The 640-nt window shown below is 51.7% G+C and carries 1 protein-coding gene; it reads left to right on the top strand.

Going from position 1 to position 640, the window contains the following annotated elements; all coding sequences use genetic code 11:
• Positions 1–640 (top strand): hypothetical protein (locus GTH32_RS19295; protein WP_163088816.1); only part of this gene is annotated, 640 nt, incomplete at both ends.

Raw genomic sequence — 640 nt, 5'->3', positions numbered from 1 at the left:
TTTGCTGATGGTGATAGCTCGCCAGTTATTAGCTTGATAGTGACAGATGAAGATGGCACGTATACGGCGGCAAGCCTTGGCGTTGCAGTGAACGACGTAGCCCCATCTATAACTGTAAGTGGCGCAAATGAGACAGACGAGGGCAGCGTCTATACACTAACGCTGGCTGACTTGGTAGACCCCGGTGATGATCCTGTCACCGAATATCTCATTGACTGGGGTGATGGTTCAGCGGTGCAGTCGGTTACTGAGCTAGGTGATGTTACGCACACCTTCGCAGATGGTAACAGCAGTGCCACTATCAGTGTGCAGATCGTGAATGACGAAGGCACGTTTGATGGTGGGACCGTCGATGTCACCATCAACAATGTAGCGCCGACATTAGCACTCTCGGGCGCGTCGACCAGTATCCAAAACACCGCGTATACCTTGAACCTTGGAGCAATTATCGACCCAGGTGACGATACCATTGTTGCGAATGGAATTACCGTGTATTGGGGCGATGGCACCACTGAAACCTACAGCAGTGTGGGCGATGTGTCGCACACATATACCACAGTCGGTGACTTTACTATCAGGGTAAGTCTCGAAGATGAAGACGGTACGTTCAGCGATGTCGCTACGCAGGCGGTGAGTGTCA

Origin of the sequence: Alteromonas profundi (genome assembly GCF_010500865.1) — a bacterium.
Lineage (GTDB): Bacteria > Pseudomonadota > Gammaproteobacteria > Enterobacterales > Alteromonadaceae > Alteromonas > Alteromonas profundi.
Note: the sequence above shows the minus strand (reverse complement) of the source record. Positions and strands in the feature narration are given on the sequence as shown.